Here is a 17,597-nt window from a genome sequence, read left to right as displayed (position 1 = left end):
CCCGTCAGTAAAGGCGGATGCGACGGGCATGCTGAGCGCAGACGGGAGGGGCTGCGGGGTGCTTATATTCGGGGCAGGTTTAGCGGATCAGGTTTAGCGGCGCAGGTTTAGCTGGAGAGATTTAGCAGAGCAGGGTTAGCGACGCACCGGCCAGCGGCCGTCAATAACCTCGGATTCCTTACCCGGCTGCGTACGCAACCACGCCTGGAAGCTCGCCGCCTGCTCCGCCGCCCACTGAATCTGCTGCTCGTGCAGCTGGCGCGCATCCACGTTGAGGACCTCGGGGAACTGCTCGGTCAGCTTCACCAGCAGACGCTCCGCCGCCAGGGCGTCATCGGCGGAGGTGTGCGCATTCTCCAGGGAGACGCCGTACTCGGCGGCGAGAACCTCAAGGGTGCGCTTGCCGCGCTTACGCGGAATCACGTGCTTGTGCAGAACGTACGGGTCGAGCACCACGCCGGGCGGTAGCTCGCCGTTGGCAATATTGTGGCGCAGCATCTCATGGTGCAGCACCGAAAAATCGTAGGCGGCATTGAACGCAATAATCGGCACGCCATCAATGTTGAGCGCACCAATAGCGCCGGCAAGCTCCCACACGACCTCACGGGCGGGACGACCATGCTCACGCGCGTACTCGGTCGTAATACCGTGCACAGCGGCGGCACCGGCAGGAATCTCAACGCCGGGGTCGGCCAGCCACTCGCCACGGCGCACCACATTACCCTGAGGGTCCAACAGAATCAGGGAAGCAGTCACGATGCGGGCGGTGGTGACGTCCACACCGGTGGTTTCAAGGTCAAAAGTGGCGCGCAGGCCGTTCATCCAGGTCATGCTATAAGACTAACCCAGCGGAGAAGGAGGCGCGCGCCCGGTCGTCACTCAGAAGCGTATAAGCTGCCGAAGAGCAGTAATGACCAACCGCGGAGGTGAACCCGCCGCCCACCCGATAGACTGAAACCATGACAACCCAACTTCTCACCGGCATCCCCGGAACCGGTAAAACCCACCACCTCACCGAACGCGCCCTGCGCTACCTCGCCGACGGAAACGACCCCGCCCGGCTACTCATCCTCGCACCCACCCGCACCGCCGCAACCCGCATGCGAGACACCATCGCCGCATCCAGCGACCGAAGCCTCTCCGTAGCACCCACCCGCGCCTGGGCCGCATACGCCTTCGACCTGCTCAAACGAGCCCAAACCCGCGGGCTACTCAGCGGCGTAGAAGGCAACCTCAAACTCCTCTCCGGCCCCGAACAAGACGTCATCATCGGCGAACTACTCGCCAACCACGCCCAAGGCATCGTACCCGGCCCCACCTGGCCCGACGTCCTCCGCGACGCCCTACCCACCCGCGGATTCCGCCACGAAATCCGCGACTTCTTCGACCGCATGGCAGAATACGACCTCACCGCCGAAGACGTACACCGCCTCGCCACCGAACACAACCAGCCCGCCTGGCACGCCCTCGCCCAACTACACACCGAATACCGTGCCGTGCGAGCCCTCCGCGCCAAAAACGCCTACGACCCGGCAGTACTCATCAACGACGCCTGCCGGCTGCTGTTGCGCGCCCCCGAATTCCTCGCCGAAGAACGCCGCCGCTACGACCTCATCCTCATCGACGACGTGCAGGAACTCAGCCCCTCCATCTACCGACTACTGCGTCTCATCGCCGCAGAAGAGCCGCCCGCAGACGCCGCGCACCTCACCGAAACCCACCCCGACCTCTTCGCTGAAGGCCCCCAGGTTGTCATGACCTACAGCGACGAAGCCGTCGTCCAGGGCTTCCGAGGCGCCCGCCCCGACCTCGTCACCACCCTGCAGGCAAGCTTCCCCAGCATGCGCACCCGCACGCTCACCACCTCATACCGCCTGCCCGCGCTCATGATGCCGCTCATGGCGGACATTCGCCGCCGCCTGCCCCGCTACACCCGATTCGTGCCTCTTACTGCAGAGCAGGAGGGTGCGAATGGCGGTGCGCAGGGAGGCGCAGCAGGAAACACCAAGAACGGCGCGCCCGCAACCTTCGGACGCATCAACACCACCCCCGCCGACGAAGCCCTCACCTGGGGTGCCGCCGACGAACCCCTGCTACACCTGGGCGCCGACGGTAAAATCCTCGACCCCGCACACTACCGCACCGCACCCGCCGGCGTGTATAAGTATGCGCTCGCCAGCTCCCAGGATGAGGCGAACCTCATCGCCCAAATGCTGCTCGAAGAACGCATCTACGGTAACCACCCCTACCGCGAGTCCGCCATCATCGTGCGTAACGGCGCGGACGTAGCGCGCATCCGCCGCGTGCTCTCCTCGAACGGCATTCCGTCGCGCACCTCCGCGGCGCTCGTGCCGGTGCGTGACGAGCCCGCCGTGCGCCCCTTCCTCGACGCGCTCAGCCTGCTCGTCTACGCCCGCAAGCGCGGTGAGAAGGCACTCAACCCCGCCGTGCACATGCCCGCCGGAGAAGGTGCAGAGGCGGGGGAGCGAGCCGGGTTTGAGACCCTCAGCGCCGCCGAAGCTGAAGAGCTCATGCGCCGAAGCCTCAACGACGTCATCGCCGAAGAAAGCCGCGCCAACCCCCTCGGCGGCGCGCAGAGCGCCATCACCCTGCTCACCTCCCGACTCGGCGGCGCATCCAGCATGGACGTGCGACGACTCCGCCAGCAGCTGCGATCCATTGAACTGCAAAGCGGCGGCCATCGACCCAGCGACGACCTGCTCCTCGGCGCCCTGCTACACCCCGAGACCCTCCCCGAAGAGGGCGTAGGACGCGCCGTGCACCGCATCGCAGCCGTGCTCTCCGCCGGACGTAAAGCACTCGCCCGCCCCGAATCCACCAGCACCGAAGTGCTCTGGGCACTCTGGGAAGCCAGCGGCCTCGAAAAAACCTGGGTCGCCCAGTCGCGCGGCGCAGGCCCCGATGCCGATGCCGCCCACCGCAACCTCGACGCCATGATCGGTCTCTTCGAAGCCGCCGACCGCTTCGACGAGCAGATGCGCGGCGCCGGTGCCGAACAATTCCTCGACTTCATCGACGCGCAGGACCTGCCCATGGACACCCTCGCCGCCCGCGGCGTACGCCAAGACGCGGTCGAAATTCTCACCCCCGCGCTTGCCGCCGGGCAGTCCTGGCGCACCGTATATGTATGCGGCCTGCAGGAAGGAACCTGGCCCAACACCACCGTGCGCGGCTCCCTGCTGGCTACCGGCGACCTCGTGGACCTGTGCGATGCGCGCATCCGCCAGCGTGCACAGCAGCAAGCTGGGGAAGAACAGGTGTCGCCTGCCCGTATTCGTAGCTACCCCGAACGCGTGCGCGACACCCGCCACGACGAGCTACGCATGTTCGCCGTCGCCGCCACCCGAGCCAGCACCCGCCTCGTGCTCACCGCCGTGCGCAACGACGATGAGGCACCCGGCGAGTTCTTCGACTTCGTGCTGCCCACCGACGCGGTCGGCGACTCCACGGACGTGCCGATTACCCGCGTGCGCCGCCCCGCGACCCTGCGTTCCCTGGTGGCGGAGCTTCGCCGCACCCTCGTTGAGGAGTCGCTAAACGCGATGCGTGCCGAAGACGCACAGCAGGAGGGCGCGCAGGCAGTAACCGCGCCGGAGGAGGACGCCCTCACCCCGGAGGCGTCCGCGTACCGACTTGATGCCGCCTCCCGCACCCTGGCGCGCTTGGCGAATGTGCAGGCACCCGGTGCCGCACCCGACGAGTGGTGGGGTCTGCTGCCGCTGTCTAGCACGGAGCTACTCTTTGCGCACCGCCCGGCAGACCGCCCCGCAGACCACGCCGAGCCGGACGAAAACTACGGCGAAGAGCCTGCCGAAAACCTGGCCCGCCGCACCATTGCGCTCTCGCCCTCGCGCTTGGAAACCATTCACAACTCCCCGCTGGACTGGCTGGTTTCCGCCGCCCGCGCCGAAGCGCAGACCGACCTGTCCCGTTCCCTCGGCACGCTCGTGCACGCCATCGCCGAGGAGTACCCGACCGGCACCCTCGAAGAGCTCCAAACCGCCCTCGACGAGCGCATTAGCTCCCTCGGCGTGCCCGCCCGCAAGGACGACGAAACCGACGAAGAATACCGCGAGCGCGTGCCCTGGGAATCCTACGCCCTCTACGAGCGCGCCAAGCGCATGATTCTGCGCCTGAGCTACTACTACCGCCAGCACATGGGCGACGCGGGCTGGCAGAACCTCGGTGTTGAAGGCTCCTTCGCGGTGCGTGTGCCGGTGCCCTTCGACCCCGCCGGTGAGGTCGGCGAGCTGGATGCGCTGCTCACCGGCCGCGTGGACCGCCTCGAGGGTACCGCCCCGGCTGAGGACGGCACCCGCCGCTACGCCATTGTTGACCTGAAAACCGGCAAGTCCAAGCCAGACGGCAAAACCATGGAAACCCATCCGCAGCTTGCCGCCTACCAGATTGCGGTGGAGGCGGGCGCGGGCGCGCAGTTGGAGGAGCGCTACCGTGCCGAAGCCGCCGCCCTGGAGGCGGGCGAACCGCTACCGGATGCCCGCCCCCAGGAGCTGGAGTACACCGGCTACACGGGTCGTTCCGGAGGCGCGGCGCTCGTGCAGCTGGGTGCCTCGGGCGTGAACGACGAGAGCAAGACTCGCCTGCAGGTTCAGCCCGCCCTGACGGAGCACGATTCCTGGGCGGCTGAGCTGGTGCAGCACGCCGCGGAGCTGATTGCTGGCGCGCAGGTGCAGGCTCGTCACCGTGAGGGCGGCTATGGGTGCCGCCTGCCGGAGATTTGCCCGATTTGTACGCGCGGCCGTCAGGTGACTCAGCCCTAGCACCCCCTGTTCTTTCGATATCACTCACCCTGAACCTCCCATGAGAATGACCCATGAGGAAGAGGAATCATGACTGACTCTGGCGCATACGGCGCTACTAATCCCGGCGCTACTAACTCCGGTCCCGGCGCCGGCATGCTCACCCCCGCCCAGTGGTGCGAGCACAATAGCTGGCAGCTGCCCAACGGCGCGCTCTTCTCCGCAGAAGCCGCCGCGAACAACCCCGCCCTGAAGCCTGCTGGCTACCGTAGCGCCCTCGATATTGCCGAGATGCTCAACGGCGCCGACGGCAAGAAACCCACCCCCGAACAGATCCGCATGATTGAGGCGGGCCCCGCCCCGACCCTCGTCATTGCGGGCGCCGGTTCGGGTAAGACCGCGACCATGGTCGACCGCGTGATTTGGCTGGTCGACAACGGTTTTGTGCGCCCTGAAGAGGTGCTCGGCGTGACCTTCACCCGCAAAGCGGCAACCGAGCTGCGCAGCCGCATGCGCGCCGGTCTGAATACGCTGCGCCGTAGCCGCCGCATCGCCCCGACCGACGAGGAGCTGCGCGAGGGCATCGCTGACCCGACCGTGCTGACCTACCACTCCTACGCGAATAACCTCGTCAAGGAGTACGGTCTGCGCCTGGGCGTGGAGCAGGACGCGCAGATGCTTGGCGACGCGCAGAAGTGGCAGCTTGCCGCGCAGATTGTGCAGTACTGGGAGGGGGAGCTACCCCTCGACAAGGACGACGTGCCGGTGTCTGCTGCGACCATGATTAACCAGCTGCTACAGCTCTCTGACGAGTGTGCGGAGCACCTGGTTGAGCCGCAGGAGGTTATTGACTTCTGCACCGAGCAGTTGGCGGCGTACTCGGCGGTGCCCGATCCGCGCCGTGCGACGAAGACCGAGAGGGACATTCAGAAGGTTCAGCGTCTGCTGCGTAACCGCCGAGTGTACGCGCGCATGGCGATGAGCTACGCCCGCGTGAAGGCGCGCATGCAGGTGTTGGATTTTGGTGACCTGATGCGTTTTGCTGCCCGCATTGCGGAGGCTGACCCGGCAATCCGTGAGGGTGAGCGCGCCCGCTTTAAGGTGGTTCTGCTGGACGAATTCCAGGACACTTCGCACGCGCAGATGAGCCTGTTCTCCTCGATTTACGGTGCCGATGAGGTGGCGGGTATTCCGGCGCATCCGGTGATGGCTGTGGGCGACCCGAAGCAGTCGATTTACGGTTTCCGTGGCGCTTCGGACGGTCAGATGTTCAGCTTCTACCGTCATTTCCCGACCGAGCACGCCCAGCCGCTGTTTTTGTCCATCGCGTGGCGTAACGACATTTCGGTGCTGAACGCGGCAAACCACGTGGCGGAGAAGCTGAAGGAGATTCCCGAGTGGGTGCGTGCCGCCGACGGCGATATTACTGCCGCTCAGGTGCCTGACCTGCGCCCGCGTTGCGCCCTGGTGGGGGAGCCCGGTTCGCCCGCCTTTGAGCAGGCTGCCGCGGGTATGGTGGGCCGCGTGGATTTGACGTACCACGACTCTGACCGCGAGGAGGCTGTGGCTATCGCCGAGCGTATTGCGGCGATGCGCGCGCAGGCTGTGCGCGAGTACGAGCGTGCCTACGCGGCGCATCGTTCCGGTGACGGTTCGGTGCGTCCGCGCTTGAAGATGCCCGAGATTGCGGTGTTGGCGCGTGTGCACGGGCAGTTGGACCCGATTCGTGTGGAGTGCGAGCGTCTGGGTATTCCGGTGCAGCAGGTAGGCCTGGGCGGTTTGCTGTCCCAGCCGGAGGTTGTGGATTTGGTGTCGGCGTTGCGTGTGCTGGCTGATCCGAACCGTTCGGATGCCCTGGCGCGCCTGCTGACGGGTGCGCGGTGGCGCCTGGGTGCGGCGGATATGTTGGCGCTGGGTGATTGGGCGCAGTCGCTGGTGCGTGAGCGTGAGCGTGCCCTGCGTGAGCAGATGGCGTTGCGCATGCTCGCAGAGGCTGAAGACGCCGACAACGCCGAAGACATCCGCTTGGAGGCAGAGCACCTGCGTGCCGCCCAGGAACGCCTGGACGAGACCCTCAAGGGTGCGGTGGAGGATTCCTCCGGCTACGCTTCCCTGATTGAGGCGGTGGAGAACCTGCCGCAGGACGGCGCGGATGGCGAACCCCTCTACGGTGAGCAGTACCGTGGCCGCCGTTTCTCGCCGGCGGCGCTGGAGCGTCTGCGTGCTTTTGCGGAGCAGATGCGCGTGCTGCGTGCCGGTTTGAGCGAGGATTTGGGCACGCTACTGTACGAGATTGAGCGCACCATGCTCCTTGATATTGAGCTGGCGGTCCGCCCGGGTACCGACCCGCTGGGTTCGCGCGCGAACCTGGACGCTTTCCACGAGGTTGCCGCCGCATACGGAGTGTCTGCGCCGCGTATTAACGCGATGATTTACGCCGGTTCTGACGGCGTGAGCGCGGAGGAAGGCGACCCGGGTGCGCGCCGCTTCCTGCTGTCTTCGGGCGGCGTGAGCTACGTGATGGGCTTCCTCGCGTGGCTTGAGCGTGCCGACGATGAGGAGAAGGGCCTGGCGCTGGGCGCTGTGGAGCCTGACCCGAATGCGGTGCAGCTGATGACCATGCACGCCGCGAAGGGCCTGGAGTGGGATCATGTGCTTCTGCCGGGTCTGTGCGGTAGCGCGACCGGCGGGCAGACCCCGAACCTGTGGCAGATGTCGGCTAATACGGCTCTGCCCTGGCCGCTGCGTGGTGACCGCGAGTACCTTCCCTCGTTCCTGGAGACGGCGGAGGAGATTACCGCCTTTGAGAAGGCGAAGGATCTGGAAGACTACCTTGCCGAGCATAAGGATGACGCCACCGAGCACACCGGCATGGAGGACCGCCGCCTCATGTACGTGGCGATGACCCGTGCCCGTAACCTGCTGGCGATGAGCGCCTACCGGTGGAAGAGCACCGCCGCAACACCCCAGCCGGTGCAGCCCTTCTGGGAGGAGCTGCTGGAGATGCTCTTCAACCCGCTCGTAGGTCTAGATGCGCCCTCTGTGCGCCTCCCGGAGACGATGGATGCGCCCTGGGCGGCACCGCAGCTGGTGGGCATGGGCCTTTCCTACACGATGCCGAACCCCGCGGACAAGCGCAAAAAGGTGCATCTGAACCATGTGCGCCGCTGGGCTGAGCAGCTGGCTGAGTCGAAGTACCGCCTGATCGAGCCGGTCACCCTGGTACACGGCACGGTCGTGGATCCCGCGAACCTGCCGCTCGCACCCGATGAGGCGGCACTGCTGGAGGAGCTGGAACGCTACCCCCTCGACGCCGACGAGCTCACCTCCGAGCAGGTGGAGGCGCGCGCGGCCGCCCAGGCAACCTACGTCGAGCAGGTGCAACGCTACGCCTGGGCGCTGGTGGAGGCGATGGCTCCCGCCCTCGCGCAGGACTGGCAGCTGGCGGCTCCGCATACCCGCGCCCGAACGGTGGCGGAGAATTGCTCCCGCCTGAACCTGCCGGTGCCCGAGTGGATCGTTGAGGCCACCGAGCGTGAGAAATGGCGTGAAACGCAGCCGCTCGAGCCCGGTTTCTCGCCCACGGTGGCGGCGGCGCTGCCGATTGAGGTGCGCGGCCAGTTCGCCCAGAAGAACTACGAGGACAGGAACCCGAACCTGGGTGCGGTGCTGACCGCCATGTGGCCTTTTGACCCGCTGGAGCGCCCCGTGATTTGGCGTTGGGCGTCTGATGATGCCCTGACACAGGGCACGGAGGCGATGCTTCGCCGCGGCCAGCACGAGAACCTGCAACGTGAGATTGCGATTAACTCCTCGAGCCGTCGTGAGGCGGTGGAGCGTGCCGCCCTGGCGGTGGAGCTTGCCGTCGGTGAGGGTGACCCGCACCGGGGCGCGGAGGTAGCGGGGGAGGGGTCAAACCACTCTGCACCCACCGCATCTGCTGCACACGGCGAGTCTGCCATTCCCGAGCCCCTGCGCCAGCAGGCGGTGGACTGGGAACGCGAAGCCGACCTGCTACTGCTCATGATGGGTCAGACAGACCCGGTGCTGCCCGAGCAGCTGCCGGGGCACCTGTCCGCCTCCACGTTCATTCGCCTGAGCGAGGACCCGCAGGGCACGGTGCATCAGCTGATGCGCCCGGTGCCTCAGCGTCCCTCGCGCGCGGCGACAATCGGTACGGCGGTGCACGCGCTGATTGAGGAGCACTTCGGTGTGGTTCCGACCGCCGACCCGCTGGAGGCACCCGAGGCAGAGGACACGGTGGGCGTTGACCTGCAGGGCTCCGCTGCCTCCGCATCAGGTGCGCTCGCTGAGTCTGCAGGCCCCGCCGACCTGCAGGAACAGGCGCTGGGGGAGGACCCCGACGAGTTTACCTTCGAGGATGCCTACGAGGAATCCGAGAGTGAGCTGGATGCCTCCGTTCAGCGTCTCTGGGAGCGCTTTGCCAACAGCGAGTGGGGTAGCGACGAGTGGAAGGAACGCATCTGGGCGGTCGAGTACCCGGTCGAAACCCACATTGAGGGCATAAGCCTGCGCGGTCGTATTGACGCGGTGTTCCGCACCGAGGACGAGGACGGCGAACGCTGGGTTCTGGTGGATTGGAAGAGCGGTTCTCGACCGAAGGCAGCCTCGATGCAGTCGCGGCGTTTCCAGCTGGGCCTGTACCGTATCGCATTCTCCCGCATCATGGGTGTGGACCCGGAGCGCATCAGCACCGTGTTCGTGTACCTGGGCGGCAAGGGCGTTGCGGAGGTGTGGGATCACCAGATTCGCGGTGGCCTGCCCACGGAGGCGCAGCTGGCGAAGGTGATTCGTGAGGCGCGTAAGGGCTAGACAGCCGGGCTAACCGGTAGAGCTAGACAACATGTGCTCGCGCGTTAGCTTGAGCCAATAACCGAATACAGAAAAGCAGCTCACGTGGGCATTGTGCCTCGTGAGCTGCTTTTCTGTGCGGACTTTTCGTGTTAACGGCAGAGGACACCTCTTCACCCCACTGCATTAGGGTGATGAGGCGTCCTCAGCCGCTGAAGAACTATAGAGGTACTTCGTGCCCTCGCACGCTCCGGGAAAGAACCGCGCCGAACGACTGCCGCTCTCGCGGCCTCACTCGCGCCGCCGGCGCCCCGTGGGGTTTGCGTGCGTCTTTACTCTCAAACACAACCTCGAAAGTAACTCTATAGATTTCTGCCATCGGTGATTGGTTGCGCGGTGCATGAATCCGGCTCGGGTCTGACATGACCGGTCAGGGTCCCGTCCAATCTGTCTCCCCAATTTATCGCTGCCACGATATCAGCGCTGGTCAGTGCGCTATGGGGAGTGTGTCCGCTGGTTTTCTCGCGGCACAGCAAAAGTATTCCAGGAGTTTTTGAAAAAATCTACGGGCAAAGTTTTTACCCTAAAATGCACTATTTTGAGCATAGTTCAAGGTGAAGTTGAGGCAGTGTGGATTCTTAATTGCTGAAGTTGGGTTAAGTGGGTTTAGGGTGTATTTGCACTGCGGAAATATTGTGAATGACGCCATTGTCTCACCTTCAAGTCTCAGCCTTAATCTGAGTCATTCATGCACAAAAATGCAAAACCGGTGCTCAAAAAGTGCCGGAAAACACTTAAAGAAATTTTGATAAAAAGCCGTCAAAAGCCCTTCCAACTAGCCCTTATAAGCATCATTCCACCACTTTGGCAGACAGTCTGTAGAACTGATTTCGCTGGGCGCCACGCATGATTTAACCCCTGCAGATACAGTTTCAGCCCCGCAGTGCAGTACTGCGGGGCTGAAATTGAAAACCTGAGTGGCGGGTGGCAACCTGGCGGCTACTTACCCTAATAGCTACTCGGCGGGACCGACCAGCGGGCCGACCTCCTCCTGTCCGAGCAGTTCGCCGGAGGCGCGAAGATCGTCCTGAATGTCCAGGAGCATGGACACGGCGTGGGTTGCGCCGTCGCGGTCGCCGACCTCCACGGTGTGGGTGAGCCACTGGGCAATTGCGAACTCTGCGTAGAAGTTCGCACGCTGCGCCAGATAGGCGTCGGGCAGCTGAGGCATCTGCTGACGGTACACCTCAATCGCCTCGTCAGTGAAGTCAATGTCCTGGCAGGAGTACAGCCAGGCGAAGTCCTGCGCGGGGTCGCCCACGTGCACCTCGGACCAGCCGGTGACCTCCACGATGCGCGCCTCCGTAGGAGTCACGTGCAACACGAGGTTCTCGGCGCCCATGTCGCCGTGGACCACGCGCGGGCGGAACTGCCACATGGGGCCGGGGGAGAGCACGGCACGCCAGTGAGCGAGCAGGTCGGCGGGCACCTTACCGGTTGCGGCGGCACGCTCCAGCTCGGCGTTCTTGCGCAGGCGAATCTGCTCCGAAGAGTAGGAGGGCAGGTCAGCCTCGTAAATAATGTCTTCGGGCATCACGTGCAGGGTCGCAATGTCCTTGGCGATGATGGACGCCAGGGAGGGGCGGTTCGCCGCAACTTCGCGGCGGCTCAGCTCAGCCAGCTGGTCTACGTCGTAGATGGTGCCGGGGATGTGCGTGTACACGAACACGTTGCCGCCCGCGTACGGTACGGTGCCGGCGACGGTGGGTACGGCGAAGGGCAGTCGGGCGCGCAGGCCGGGGCTGAACGACTGCAGGATGAGGTGTTCAGCTTCGAGGCGCATGCTGGCGTCGGGGCGGCGCGGGGCGCAGACTCGCCAGCGGCGACCGGTGGAGTCGGCGATGATGGCCGAGTCGAAGTCGTCGCTGTCTTCGCGGACCGGTTCGGCGCCGACGGGGTAGATCCCGGGCACTCCGGCGGAGACAATGGCTGCTAGCTGAAGGGGAGATAAAGTCACGGGTTAAGGTTACCAAACCAATGTGTGCCGTTTAGTAGTTTTTGCGATCTTTATGCCAAGTGGTGAAGATACTTGCGGACAAGCCCAAACGCTTCCGCCTGCGCTTCTGCGCTCGCCTCTATCTGCACTTCTACCTGCACGCGCCCAGATAGGCGGCGCCTCACGCCCTGAATGAAAGAAGCGACGGCTAAGAAGCCCCGGTGCTGTCTGGGAGAATACAATGGAAGACCGGCTATCACCGCCTCACGCGCCCGCATATCCATATGTCCAGCGCGAGCGCCTGCCGCCTGCCCGTACCGCCCGCCTTACTGATGGAGCATTATGACCGCCACACCTCAGCAGCCTCAGCATATGATCTCCGCAGACGATATTCTTGCCGGGCTTGACCCGGATCAGCGCGCGGTCGCTACCGAGCTGGACGGCCCCATGCGCGTGCTGGCGGGTGCGGGTACCGGTAAGACTCGCGCGATTACGCACCGCATTGCCTACGGTATTGCGATTGGCCGCTACCAGGGCCCGCGCGTGCTCGCCCTGACCTTTACCCTGCGTGCGGCGGAGGAGATGCGCACCCGTCTGCACCAGCTGGGTGCCCACGGCGTGCAGGCGCGTACCTTCCACTCGGCGGCGCTGCGTCAGCTGGCGTATTTCTGGCCGCAGGTGGTGGGCGGTACGTTCCCGTCCATCGTGCAGAATAAGGCGACGCTCATTACGGAGGCGGCGAACCGCCTGCGCATCAGTACGGACCGTTCCCTGCTGCGTGATTTGGCGTCGCTGATTGAGTGGGCGAAGGTTCAGCTGCTCACCCCGGACACCATCATGCAGCGCCTGAGCGAGAAGCAGCTGCCCTCGGCGATTACCCCGCAGAATATGCAGCGCATTTTCCAGGCGTACGAGGATTTGAAGGATGAGCGTAACCTCATCGACTTTGAGGACGTGCTGCTGTTGACCATCGCCATGCTGGAGGAGGACGAGAAGCTCGCGGCGACCGTCCGCAACCAGTACCGCCACTTTGTGGTGGACGAGTACCAAGATGTGTCCCCGCTGCAGCAGCGTCTGCTGGATGTGTGGCTGGGCGGCCGCGACGATATTTGCGTGGTGGGCGATGCCTCCCAGACGATTTACTCTTTCACCGGCGCGACCAGCCGTTACCTACTGGATTTTCCGCGCCGGTACCGTGGCGCGCACACGGTGAAGCTGACCCGCGACTACCGCTCCCACTCGCAGGTGGTGGAGTTGGCGAACCGTCTGTTGGCGGCGCGTCGCCCGCACCCGGATTCGAGCCCGCATTCGTGGGCGCCGCCGCTGGAGCTGATGTCTCAGCGTGGCCCCGGCGTGGACGTGGAATGGTTCGGCTACGCGGACGACGAGCAGGAGGCCGCCGGCATTGCCGAGGATATCCGCGACCTGATTGAGAAGGACGGCGTGCCCCCTTCGGAGATTGCGGTGCTGTTCCGCACGAACGCCCAGTCGGCGGCGATTGAGTCGGCACTGTCCGCCGCCCACATTCCGTACCAGTTGCGCGGCGCGGAGCGTTTCTTTGAACGCCCCGAGGTCAAGCAGGCGATGCTTGCCCTGCGCGGCTCGGCCAAGTCCACCGACGGCACCGAGGACGTCACCCGCTACACCCGCGACGTGCTCGGCGGCCTCGGCTACAAGGAAGAGGGCCCCCTTTCGGGAGGCGCCACCCGCCAGAAGTGGGAATCCCTCGCGGCCCTCGTGCACATGGTCGACATGATGGCGCAGAACCGCCAGGAACAGATGAAGGAGCACCGCGCCAACCCGCGCCCGGGCGTTCCCGAGCCGCTGCCGCTGACCATGCACGAGGTTGTGGCAACCCTGAACCACCGCAGCGAATTCAACGACGCACCGCAGGTCAACGGCGTAACCCTCGCATCCCTGCACGCGGCAAAGGGCCTGGAATGGGACGCCGTATTCCTGTGCGGACTGAACGAGGGCCTCATGCCGATTACGTTCGCGACCACCCCGGACGAGGTGGATGAGGAGCGCCGCCTGCTGTACGTGGGTATTACGCGCGCCCGCAAGTACCTGTGGCTGACCTGGACCATGACCCGCACCGTGGGCGGCAGAGGCCAGCGTAAGCGCTCGCGTTTCCTGGACGATATTGATCCGGCGAAACGCCGCCGCAGGGCTGAGAGCGCCGGCTCCTCGTACGGCCAGGCTCGTTCGGCTCAGCCCCGTGCAACACAGGCTCGCCGTTCGTCGAAGGGAAGAGGAGACTATGGCTCAGCGTTTTAAGCGTGAAATCCTGCCCGCCACCGAGGACCGCCCGCAGATTGAGCTGGTCCGTTCGGCGCGCCGCACCCGCACCATCAGCATGCAGCGCGACGGCGTGGACGAGCACGGCAACCCCGCCTACCGCCTGCTCATTCCCGCCGCGAGCACGAGCGAGGAGATTGACGAGCATATTGCCCGCCTGCTGCCGCGCATTCAGCGTCGTGCCGCCCGCCGTGAGCGTGCCACGCAGCTGACGGTCACGGACGAGTACCTGCGCTCTCGTGCCCTGCACCTGGCGCAGACGCACCTGCCGGAGCTGGTAGCCTCGGGCAGGTTGGAGAAGCTGTCGATTCGATGGGTGAGCAACCAGCGTCAGCGCTGGGGCTCGGCAACCTACGCGAACACGCAGATCCGCATCTCCTCGGAGTTGCAGGGCGTACCGGAGTACGTGCTGGATTCGGTGATTCACCACGAGCTCTGCCACCTGCTACAGCCGAACCATTCGGCGGCGTTCCGTGCCCTGGAGGCGCGCTACCCGCAGCTGTTGCGGGCGCAAGCCTACCTGGAGGGGTACGCGCTGGGGCGCTCGCGTGCCGAGGGTGAACGGGGCGAGCAGAACAGCGCCGGCTAAAAACCTATCAACTAGCCAAAACACTCGAGCGGGGGTGGCTTGTACATTCACAAGCCACCCCCGCTCGGGGCGTCAGCTATTTACTTTTCGCCGCGTTACTATTTCGGGGCGTTACTTTTCACCGCTTTACTTTTCTTCGGGCGCGTCGCCGAAGCCGCCGTCCAGCAGCTTCTGCAGCTCCGATTCGAAGTCCACGTCGTCCAGGCTGATTTCGTTCATGCGCGCATCGTATGCGGTGAAGTCTTCCAGCTCGGCGGGGGTGGGCAGGGTCTCCGGGGTGTCCCAGAGGCCGTCGCGCGCCTCAATGCCGTGGGAGTTTTCGTACCAGCGCCAGAACTGCTGTGCCTCGCGCACCAGGCGCGGGCGCAGTTCCAGTCCGACCAGGTTCTCGAAGACCTGTTCGCTGGGGCCGCCGTCGATGCGGCGGCGCGCCATGATTTCGGTCAGCTGCGGTGCCTTGGGCAGGTTGCGGGTCGCATCCTCGGTGACGACGGAGACCCAACCTTCGATGAGGGCAAGCAGACCCTCGAGGCGCTGCACTGCCAGCTCCTGGTCTTCGGTGCGCTGGGGGCTGAACATGCCGCCTTCGAAGGCTTCCTGTACGGCGTCGGGGTTGCTCATGTCCACCTGGGATGCGGCGTCCTGCATGCGGTTCATGTCCACGCGAATGCCGCGGGCGTAGCGTGCCACGAGCTGGACCAGGTCTTCGCGCAGCCAGGGGTTTGCCTTGTGCAGGCGAATCAGCGCGGACTCGCGCACGGCGAGGTAGAGCAGAACTTCCTGCGGGGGCACCTCGATGCTTTCGGCGAGCTGCTGGTAGCCGTTGGGCAGCAGCGCGGAGGAACCGGGTGCGAGGGGGAATCCAACGTCGGTGGAGGAGTACACCTCACCGGCAAGCTGTGCGAGCGCCTGAGCCATCTGCGCACCAAAAATCACGGAACCAATATTGTTCAGGAAGCCGCTGTTGAAGATCGAGGCGATTTCTTCGGGCAGTTCGTCCGTGGGGCCCGGCATGACCATGGACTGGGTGACCTCGGCGGCGACGGGCTCAACCATTTCGCGCCAGGAGTCGAAGGAGTGCTCAACCCACTCGGCCTTGGACCATGCCTGCACCGGCAGGTTGTGGCGTTCAACGGTGGTGACGGCGTCCAGCCAGAGGTCAGCGAGGTTCGCTGCGTCTTCTACAGCGCGCTTGAGGTTTTCGGGTACGGAGGGGTCTTCACCCTTGGCTGCGAGCATCTGGCGGGTCTGGTTCTTTACGCTATCCCAGTTCACGCCGCTGGGGCTGTCGGATGCGCCCGCGCCGGAGAACATTGCCTGCACCTGCGCAAACATGCTCTGCATCATGGCGGGGTCAAAGCCCATGCCCATGTTCTTGAGGTCTTCGGGGTCGATGCTGATGCCGAAGGGGTTCTGGCCGCCTTCACCAAAGAGCGCGCCGAAGGGGTTCTGCGCGTTGGAGGCGCCCTTGCCGCCCTGGCCGGTTGCCCCTGCGGAGGGGTCGAAGCCCTGCTCCTGCATCTTCTTGAGGAATTCTTCGAGGGGGTCGCGCTCGTTGGAGGCGCCGCCGGTGGGGTTCTCAGACATGTGAAGCCTTTCGTAATCCGGGGGTGGGCGTAGCTGGCCCGCTCGCTGTCCAGCCTACCGATTTTTGCTGAGAATTTCCCGCGCCACCGCTGTGGAGGCGGCTTAATCAGCTGAGGGCACACAAGCTTGTCTCTGACGCCCTTGTCTATTGCGCCCCGGTTTGTCTGCCCGTCATCCGGCTGAAGATGCCCGCCCGCGTGCTGAAAAGCCGGTTTATCCGGTACTGTAGAAACCATGACTAAGCCCACCCCCGATGCTGAGCAGCAGCCGAACGCCGCCTCCGCGAGCGTGAAGAGTACCGAGAAGACGGCTAAGCGCCGTTCGCGTTTTGCGCCGCGCCGCCTGAACCTGCGTTCTGTCAGTGCTGTGGCGACGTGCGCCCTGCTGGCTGGTGCTTTTGTTCTGCCCAGTTCCTATGTGAAGGAGGGCCCCGGCCCGCTCTTTGACGTGCTCGGAACCTATCAGGAGAAGGACGTCATTGAGGTTTCTGGCGCGCCCAGCTATAAGACCTTCGGCAAGATGAACATGACCACGGTGTCGGTTTCGGGTGGTCCCTACACTGAGCTGTCGGGCGCGGAGGCGTTCTACGGCTGGTTGGCGTTTGACGGTAACCGTAGCCTCGTGGTGCCGACCGACGCCCTGTACCCGCATGTGAGCCATGAGCAGGCGACGGCTACGACCGGTGCGCAGATGGCTGATTCGCAGACTCAGGCGAAGGTCGCGGCGATGCGTCAGTTGAAGATGCCCGTGACTGAGAAGGTTCAGGTGCTGACCACGGTGGAGGGTTCCCCTGCGGCGAGCGTGCTGAAGGGTGACGATCGCATCGTGAAGGTGGGGGAGAAGCAGATTGAGACCCTCACCGATGTCCCGAAGGCGGTGAACGCCTCGAACGGTTCGCCGATTGACGTGACTGTGGAGCGTGACGGTAAGCAGCAGACGTTTAAGCTGACCCCGGTTCGTTCGAGCGACAATAGCCGCTGGATTCTGGGTGCTGGCCTGAAGCAGAGCTACGACCTGCCGGCACACGTGCAGTACAACCTGGACGGTGTGGGCGGTCCGAGCGCCGGTCTGATGCTAGCGCTGGGCACGGTCGATAAGCTGAGTGAGGGTACTCTGCTCGCCGATGAGGACGCCGGAGGCGACCCGTACCGCAGCTACATTTCGGGTACCGGCACGATCGATGCGAACGGTAAGGTTGGCGCGATTGGCGGCATTAAGTACAAGATCCTGGCGACGGGCCGTTACGGTGCGCGTTACTTCTTGGCGCCGAAGGAGAACTGCGATTCGATTGTGAAGATGCAGGCGCAGGACCCCGACCTGTTCAACTATTATCACGCTGGTCAGGTTAAGGGTCAGATGGTGGTAGTCCCTGTCTCAACCCTGGATGAGGCGGTAAAGACCGTAGAGGCGATTAAGTCCGGCACCCCGGATGATTCCCTGCCCCGCTGCGGTTCCTAATCGCGGCTCCTAGCAGCACAACCACAACCCCTATAACGTCAGAACAGCCCCGGTACTTTACGATACCGGGGCTGTT

The 17,597-nt window shown here is 64.6% G+C and carries 8 protein-coding genes; 5 read left to right on the top strand and 3 right to left on the bottom strand.

Going from position 1 to position 17,597, the window contains the following annotated elements; translation table 11 throughout:
* Positions 1-135 precede the first annotated feature (135 nt).
* Positions 136-831, bottom strand: coding sequence for a 3'-5' exonuclease (locus AB8E48_RS03505; protein ID WP_049353292.1), 696 nt, complete (start codon positions 829-831; stop codon positions 136-138).
* 128 nt (positions 832-959) lie between these two features.
* Here AB8E48_RS03505 and AB8E48_RS03500 point away from each other — a divergent pair, with 128 nt between their 5' ends.
* Positions 960-4,802, top strand: coding sequence for a PD-(D/E)XK nuclease family protein (locus tag AB8E48_RS03500; RefSeq protein ID WP_368885783.1), 3,843 nt, complete (start codon positions 960-962; stop codon positions 4,800-4,802).
* Positions 4,803-4,871: 69 nt separating this feature from the next.
* Complete coding sequence (locus AB8E48_RS03495) at positions 4,872-9,614, top strand: UvrD-helicase domain-containing protein (RefSeq protein ID WP_368885782.1); 4,743 nt, start codon at positions 4,872-4,874, stop codon at positions 9,612-9,614.
* A 994-nt stretch (positions 9,615-10,608) separates the two neighbouring features.
* Here the strand turns inward: AB8E48_RS03495 and AB8E48_RS03490 are convergent.
* Positions 10,609-11,610: a phosphotransferase gene (locus tag AB8E48_RS03490; RefSeq protein ID WP_049358995.1), complete on the bottom strand. Its 1,002-nt coding sequence runs from the start codon at positions 11,608-11,610 to the stop codon at positions 10,609-10,611.
* A 321-nt stretch (positions 11,611-11,931) separates the two neighbouring features.
* On the opposite strand from AB8E48_RS03490, the gene AB8E48_RS03485 reads away from it, so the two are divergent.
* Positions 11,932-13,866 (top strand): ATP-dependent helicase, encoded by a 1,935-nt coding sequence (locus AB8E48_RS03485; RefSeq protein ID WP_368885781.1) that lies wholly within the window; start codon positions 11,932-11,934, stop codon positions 13,864-13,866.
* On the top strand, positions 13,850-14,476 hold the full coding sequence (locus tag AB8E48_RS03480) for a M48 family metallopeptidase (protein WP_368885780.1): 627 nt from the start codon (positions 13,850-13,852) through the stop codon (positions 14,474-14,476). Before AB8E48_RS03485 ends, AB8E48_RS03480 begins: the two co-directional genes overlap by 17 nt.
* Before the next feature lie 126 nt (positions 14,477-14,602).
* On the opposite strand, the gene AB8E48_RS03475 is transcribed toward AB8E48_RS03480, so the two are convergent.
* A complete protein-coding gene (locus tag AB8E48_RS03475) occupies positions 14,603-16,063 on the bottom strand; it encodes a zinc-dependent metalloprotease (protein WP_368885779.1) in 1,461 nt (486 codons plus the stop codon).
* 234 nt (positions 16,064-16,297) lie between these two features.
* On the opposite strand from AB8E48_RS03475, the gene AB8E48_RS03470 reads away from it, so the two are divergent.
* Positions 16,298-17,521 (top strand): PDZ domain-containing protein, encoded by a 1,224-nt coding sequence (locus tag AB8E48_RS03470; protein WP_368885778.1) that lies wholly within the window; start codon positions 16,298-16,300, stop codon positions 17,519-17,521.
* Positions 17,522-17,597 lie beyond the last annotated feature (76 nt).

It is taken from the genome of Rothia mucilaginosa, assembly GCF_964211445.1.
Classification (GTDB): Bacteria; Actinomycetota; Actinomycetes; order Actinomycetales; family Micrococcaceae; genus Rothia; species Rothia mucilaginosa_E.
The sequence above is the reverse complement of the archived record's forward strand: the minus strand, read 5'-3'. Positions and strand labels throughout refer to the sequence as shown.

Excerpts from the sequence above, each read along its gene's own strand:
- AB8E48_RS03470 (WP_368885778.1), top strand. The coding sequence starts at position 16,298 with ATGACTAAGCCCACCCCCGATGCTGAGCAGCAGCCGAACGCCGCCTCC.
- AB8E48_RS03505 (WP_049353292.1), bottom strand. The coding sequence starts at position 831 with ATGACCTGGATGAACGGCCTGCGCGCCACTTTTGACCTTGAAACCACC.
- AB8E48_RS03500 (WP_368885783.1), top strand. The coding sequence starts at position 960 with ATGACAACCCAACTTCTCACCGGCATCCCCGGAACCGGTAAAACCCAC.
- AB8E48_RS03480 (WP_368885780.1), top strand. The coding sequence starts at position 13,850 with ATGGCTCAGCGTTTTAAGCGTGAAATCCTGCCCGCCACCGAGGACCGC.
- AB8E48_RS03495 (WP_368885782.1), top strand. The coding sequence starts at position 4,872 with ATGACTGACTCTGGCGCATACGGCGCTACTAATCCCGGCGCTACTAAC.
- AB8E48_RS03485 (WP_368885781.1), top strand. The coding sequence starts at position 11,932 with ATGACCGCCACACCTCAGCAGCCTCAGCATATGATCTCCGCAGACGAT.
- AB8E48_RS03475 (WP_368885779.1), bottom strand. The coding sequence starts at position 16,063 with ATGTCTGAGAACCCCACCGGCGGCGCCTCCAACGAGCGCGACCCCCTC.